This is a genomic window from Streptomyces graminilatus, assembly GCF_001418565.1.
Taxonomy (GTDB): Bacteria; Actinomycetota; Actinomycetes; order Streptomycetales; family Streptomycetaceae; genus Streptomyces; species Streptomyces graminilatus.
In genome coordinates this window covers 1-5454 of record NZ_LIQQ01000720.1, presented here as the reverse complement: position 1 = coordinate 5454, position 5454 = coordinate 1, and the positions used below count along the sequence as shown (strand labels likewise).

4 protein-coding genes, 1 tRNA gene and 1 pseudogene are annotated in these 5454 nt (G+C 70.6%); 2 read left to right on the top strand and 4 right to left on the bottom strand.

Annotated elements, in window-relative coordinates:
* Window positions 1-253: pseudogene (locus AOK08_RS40560) on the bottom strand (hypothetical protein); the annotation flags it as partial.
* Window positions 254-453: 200 nt separating this feature from the next.
* Window positions 454-1590 (bottom strand): ABC transporter ATP-binding protein, encoded by a 1137-nt coding sequence (locus tag AOK08_RS40555; RefSeq protein ID WP_055535397.1) that lies wholly within the window; start codon window positions 1588-1590, stop codon window positions 454-456.
* A 227-nt stretch (window positions 1591-1817) separates the two neighbouring features.
* Between AOK08_RS40555 and AOK08_RS40550 the strand changes: the two genes are divergently transcribed.
* Window positions 1818-1891, top strand: a tRNA-Thr gene (locus tag AOK08_RS40550).
* Between the two features lie 55 nt (window positions 1892-1946).
* On the opposite strand, the gene AOK08_RS40545 is transcribed toward AOK08_RS40550, so the two are convergent.
* Window positions 1947-2849: an aminoglycoside phosphotransferase family protein gene (locus AOK08_RS40545; RefSeq protein WP_055535399.1), complete on the bottom strand. Its 903-nt coding sequence runs from the start codon at window positions 2847-2849 to the stop codon at window positions 1947-1949.
* Between the two features lie 146 nt (window positions 2850-2995).
* Between AOK08_RS40545 and AOK08_RS40540 the strand changes: the two genes are divergently transcribed.
* On the top strand, window positions 2996-4420 hold the full coding sequence (locus tag AOK08_RS40540; RefSeq protein WP_055535395.1) for an NAD(P)/FAD-dependent oxidoreductase: 1425 nt from the start codon (window positions 2996-2998) through the stop codon (window positions 4418-4420).
* A gap of 83 nt (window positions 4421-4503) precedes the next feature.
* Here the strand turns inward: AOK08_RS40540 and AOK08_RS40535 are convergent.
* The coding region (locus AOK08_RS40535) for a phytoene desaturase family protein (protein ID WP_055535394.1) at window positions 4504-5454 on the bottom strand (951 nt) is incomplete at its 5' end.

Below are 5454 nucleotides of genomic sequence, written 5' to 3'. Positions count from 1 at the left end.
TCTCCTGGAGCTCCAGGAGAAGCTGGTCGCGCAGGACGTCCTGCGGTTCGTGGGCGGCGGCGGCCCGGGCGGCCAGGTCCTCGGAGGAGGCGGTGAGCACCGAGTCCGAGGGGCTCCCCGACCAGTTGACTCGGGTGACCGCGAGGGTCCCGGACAGCACCAGGACGACGGGCAGGACAAGGGCGAGGCTACGGCCGATCCGGCGGGCGGGGCCACGGCCACTTCGCGTCAGTTGGTTAGTGGAGTGCTTCACGCGAGTGAGGGTAGCGCTCGGTGCTGATTTGGCGACATTTAGTCACCCAATCGGGCGATGGATTGGTGCCGTTTTCTGGGTAGGGCGTTGACAGCGCGACGCGAAATGCCCGGTGTGCCGGGGTATCGGGCTGTCGGCGGAACGCGCACGCGAAGGGCCCCACGGCAAGCCGTGGGGCCCTTCGATGCTCAGGTGAGGTCTCAGTCGGTGAGGCGCTCGCCCGTGGAGGTCGAGAACACGTGGATCTCGCCCGGACGCGGCACGACGTGCAGCGTGGCGCCCTTGTCCGGGACGGCACGGCCGCTGACGCGGACGACCAGGTCCTTCAGGTCGTCGCCGACCTTGGCGCTGCCGTAGACGTAACCGTCGGCGCCCAGCTCCTCGACGACGTTCACGGTGACGGCGAGACCGGCCGGGGCGTCCGCGGTGGCCTTGGCCAGGGTGTCGGCGGCGGCACCGTTGTGCTCGACGACATCGAAGTGCTCGGGGCGGACGCCGACCGTGACGGTGGTGTCACCCTTGTCGGCGGCGGCCGTGAGGGCCTCGCGGCTGACCGGGACGACCGAGTTGCCGAACTTCACGCCGCCGTCGGTGATCGGGACCTCGATGAGGTTCATCGCCGGGGAGCCGATGAAGCCGGCCACGAAGAGGTTCTTCGGGCGGTCGTACATGTTGCGCGGCGAGTCGACCTGCTGGAGCAGACCGTCCTTCAGCACGGCCACCCGGTCGCCCATGGTCATGGCCTCGACCTGGTCGTGGGTGACGTACACCGTGGTGATGCCGAGGCGGCGCTGCAGCGAGGCGATCTGCGTACGGGTCGAGACGCGGAGCTTGGCGTCGAGGTTCGACAGCGGCTCGTCCATGAGGAACACCTGGGGCTCACGCACGATGGCGCGACCCATGGCGACACGCTGGCGCTGACCACCCGAGAGGGCCTTCGGCTTGCGGGACAGGTAGTCCGTGAGGTCGAGGATCTTCGCCGCGTCCTCGACCTTCTGGCGGATCTCGGCCTTGTTGACGCCGGCGATCTTGAGCGCGAAGCCCATGTTGTCGGCGACGGTCATGTGCGGGTACAGCGCGTAGTTCTGGAACACCATCGCGATGTCCCGGTCCTTGGGCGGCAGGTGCGTGACGTCGCGGTCGCCGATGCGGATGGCGCCGCCGTTCACGTCCTCGAGCCCCGCGAGCATGCGGAGCGAGGTGGACTTGCCGCAGCCGGACGGACCGACGAGCACGAGGAACTCGCCGTCCCCGACCTCGATGTCCAGACCATCGACGGCGGGCTTCTCGGTGCCCGGGTAGATGCGGGTCGCCTTGTCGAACGTAACAGTGGCCATGGGTACTAGGCCCCCTTCACCGGCAGGAACGTGCCGGACGATCCGTAGTGGAAGGTGGTGTAGTCCACGTAGGTGTGGACTGAAACTGGACGGTACCTGGCGATTCGGCGTCTGTCAGTACCTGGAGGGTTGTGAACTTCGCGGAAATTTTCGAGCGGAGGCATGCCGGGGCCTGGGTAGACTGCACGGGCACGCATGCCTGCGCACTCCGCGCACGCGCGCGGCTTGCCTCCTTAGCTCAGTTGGCCAGAGCAACGCACTTGTAATGCGTAGGTCGTCGGTTCGAATCCGACAGGGGGCTCAGCAGCCCAGGTCAGCTCCGCGCCGACCTGGGCTTTTTCGTGTTCGGGCCGTGGTCAGGCGGTGCGCAGGCGGCGGGCGATCTCCAGGGTCGGGGGTTCCGGGGGGTTGCCGTCCTCGATGTGCCACAGGGTGTTCTGGAGTGCTCGGGCGAGGGTCCACGCGCGTGCGTGTTCGCGGTCCAGGGACAGGGTGGCTGTCAGGGCGTCGAAGCGCCAGGTGATGTCGTCGGGGTCGAAGCGGTTGCTGATGGCCGGCCAGAGGTCGAAGCCGGGGTCCCCCGCGAGGGGTTTGGGATCGATGGCCAGCCAGGGGGCTCGGCCGGCGGCGAGGACGTTCTCGTGGTGGAGGTCCCAGTGGAGGAGCCGGTCGCCTGGTTCGGGGGCCACCTCGCGCAGTGCCGCCGCGCAGTCCTGGAGGAGGGTCCGGGTCTCGGGGTCCGGGATCCGGGGCAGTGCGCGGGACGACCGCTCCAGCATGCCTTGCGCGATGTCGCCGAGGCGGCGGACGCCCGGTGGGGCGGGGGTGGCGGTGAGGTGGGCCAGGAGGTCGGCGATGACCAGGGTGGCTTCGTGGGCGTCGGGGTGGTGGGACAGCATCCGGGTGTGGTCGAGGCGTTCCAGGAGCATCGTCCCGGTGGCGGGGTCGTGGTCCAGGAGGCGTACCGCGTGGTCGCCGTTCCAGTGGCGGAGGGCCGTCGGTTCGCCTTCGCTCTCGTCGTCCGGCAGCTGGAGTTTCAGGACGGCCGGCGTGCCGTCGGCGCGGCGGACCGGGAGGACCAGGGCCGTCACGCCGTGCATCGCCCGGCCGTCGATGCGCAGGTTCCAGCGGCCGAGGAAGACGGCCGTGCGGGCGGGGAGCGCGGTGATGAAGGCACGGCCCGCCTCGCCGTTGTACTTGAGCTGTGTGGCCACCAGTTCGGCGGGGACTTCGGGAGTTGCGGGGTGGTGGTTGCGGATCACGTGGTGACCGTATGCGCGCGCGTGGAGCGTGGCAGGGGGTTTTCGGCGGTGCCGCGTGGGGGCTTTTCCTGGCGTGTGCGGGGCGTGCGGGTGCGGAATCCGAAGGAGACAGTGGGGGCTCTCAGGGGTTAGCGTCCGGCGCTATGAGCAGCGCGGAGGGCGGTTCGGGCGTGGTCGGTGGGCCCGTCAACGGTCAGGTTTCCTTCTGGTACGCGCAGGACGGGCTGCCTGTCCCGCGTGCGCCTCTCGACGGGGACGCGACGGCGGACGTCGTCATCGTCGGGGGTGGTTACACGGGCCTGTGGACGGCCTATTACCTGAAGAAGGCGGCCCCTTCTCTTCGGATCGTCGTCCTGGAGAAGGAGTTCTGCGGTTACGGGGCTTCCGGGCGCAACGGGGGCTGGCTGTACAACGGGATCGCGGGGCGGGACCGGTACGCGCGCGTGCACGGTCACGAGGCGGCCGTACGGCTTCAGCGGGCCATGAACGACACCGTGGGGGAGGTCGTGCGGGTGGTGGAGGGGGAGGGGTTCGACGCCGACATCCATCGCGGGGGTGTGCTGGAAGTCGCGTACACGCCCGCCCAGTTGGCCCGGCTGCGGGACTTCCATGACGTGGAGGTGTTGTACGGGGAGGACGACCGCGAGCTGTACGGCGCCGACGCGACCGCCGAGCGGGTGCGCGTGGCCGGTGTTCTCGGGTCGTCGTGGACTCCGCATGGGGCGCGGTTGCATCCGGTGAAGCTGGTCAGAGGGCTCGCGGAGGTCGTCGAGGGCTTGGGTGTCGTTGTGCGTGAGCGGACTCCCGTCACGGAGATCCGCGCGCGGGAGGCTGTCACTCCGTACGGGACTGTTCGCGCGCCCTATGTGCTGCGCTGCACGGAGGGGTTCACGGCCTCGCTCAAGGGGCAGCGGCGGACCTGGCTGCCGATGAACTCGTCGATGATCGCGACCGAGCCGTTGACGGACGCCCAGTGGGCGGAGATCGGCTGGGCGGGGCGCGAGACGCTGGGCGACATGGCGCACGCGTACATGTACGCGCAGCGGACGGCGGACGGGCGGATCGCGTTGGGCGGGCGCGGGGTGCCGTACCGGTTCGGGTCGCGGACGGACAACGACGGGCGTACGCAGGCGGCGACCGTGGAGGCGTTGCGGGAGATCCTTGTGCGGTTCTTCCCCTCGCTGGGGGACGTGCGGATCGCCCATGCGTGGTCGGGGGTGCTGGGGGTGCCGAGGGACTGGTGCGCCACGGTGACCTTGGACCGGTCGACGGGGCTGGGGTGGGCCGGGGGTTATGTCGGGTCCGGTGTCGCCACCGCCAATCTCGCGGCGCGGACTTTGCGGGATCTGGTGCTGCTGGACTCGGGGGACGCGGGGAGTACGGGGTTGACCGGTCTGCCGTGGGTGGGGCATCGGGTGCGGAAGTGGGAGCCGGAGCCGTTGCGGTGGGTGGGGGTGCATGGGATGTACGCCACGTATCGGGCTGCGGATCGGCGGGAGTTGGGCAGCAACAGTGCGCGGTCGTCGCGGCTGGCGCGGGTGGCGGATCGGGTGGCTGGGCGGTACTGAGCTCTTTGGGATGGACTCGCGGATGGCGTGCATGTGGGGTCCCCAGGTGTGTGGCCGAGTTGTGGTGTTCCCACTCTTCGGCCTCAGGCTTGCTTGAGGTCGAGGGGGCCGAGGCGGCCACGGCCTCGCCTGTTGCCCAGTGCCAGCGATACGGCCGTCAGCGCGCTGTTGAACGAGACCTCGGCGAGGACGCCGGGGGCGGCCACCTGGTCGCCCGTGAGGTAGACACCGTCGCCGCGTTCGATCGCGGGCCGGTCGCGCCAGCTCGTGCCGGGCAGGTCGACCGCGCCGGTGCGGCCGTTCGCAGTCGACTCACGGCGCCAGGTGACGCGCTCGCGCCAGCCGTCGAAGGCCAGGTCGAGGAGTGCCTCGGCGCGGGCGATGCCCTCGGCACGGGCGGCGTGCGGTGCGATCGGGAACTGGCCCTGGAGAAGCTGCTCGCCGGCCGGTGCGAGGGTGCGGTCCTGCGCGGTGAAGCGTTCCAGCCAGCCGGGCGCGTCCAGGTCGGAGACGACGAAGGGATCGCCGCGCCGGGTCCGTACGGCGAGGTCGAGGAGGACCGTACGGGCGCCGGTCCAGGTGAGGGTTTCGTCGCCCAGGAGGCGCCGGGCGGCGTCGAGGGAGGTGGCGACGATGACGGGCGTGTCCGTGGGGAGGGTGTCGACACGGGACAGCGTCTCCACCCGTACGCCCAGGTTCCAGGCGCGGGCGGCCATGCGGTCGATCACGCTCGCCCAGCCGCCGCGCGGGTAGTGGGCCTCGGGCGGGAGGGCGGCGGCGCGGCGCAGCCGTTCCTGCACGAAGGCCGCCGACAGGCTGCCGGGGTCGTGGTGGAAGAGCGCCACCGCGGAGTAGTGCGCGGCGGCCAGCGCCCCCTTCTCGCCCGCCTGCTCGGTGGCCCAGGTCATGAAGTCGACGTCCACGGGCGCCTGTCGGGCGCTGCGGCGCAGCAGCTTGAGCATGGCGAAGGGCGGGGTGCGGCGCAGGGTGCCCTGGTGGCGGAAGTGGAATCGGGCGGCTTCGAGGGGCGGGAG

Excerpts from the sequence above, each read along its gene's own strand:
- AOK08_RS40555 (WP_055535397.1), bottom strand. The coding sequence starts at position 1,590 with ATGGCCACTGTTACGTTCGACAAGGCGACCCGCATCTACCCGGGCACC.
- AOK08_RS40540 (WP_055535395.1), top strand. The coding sequence starts at position 2,996 with ATGAGCAGCGCGGAGGGCGGTTCGGGCGTGGTCGGTGGGCCCGTCAAC.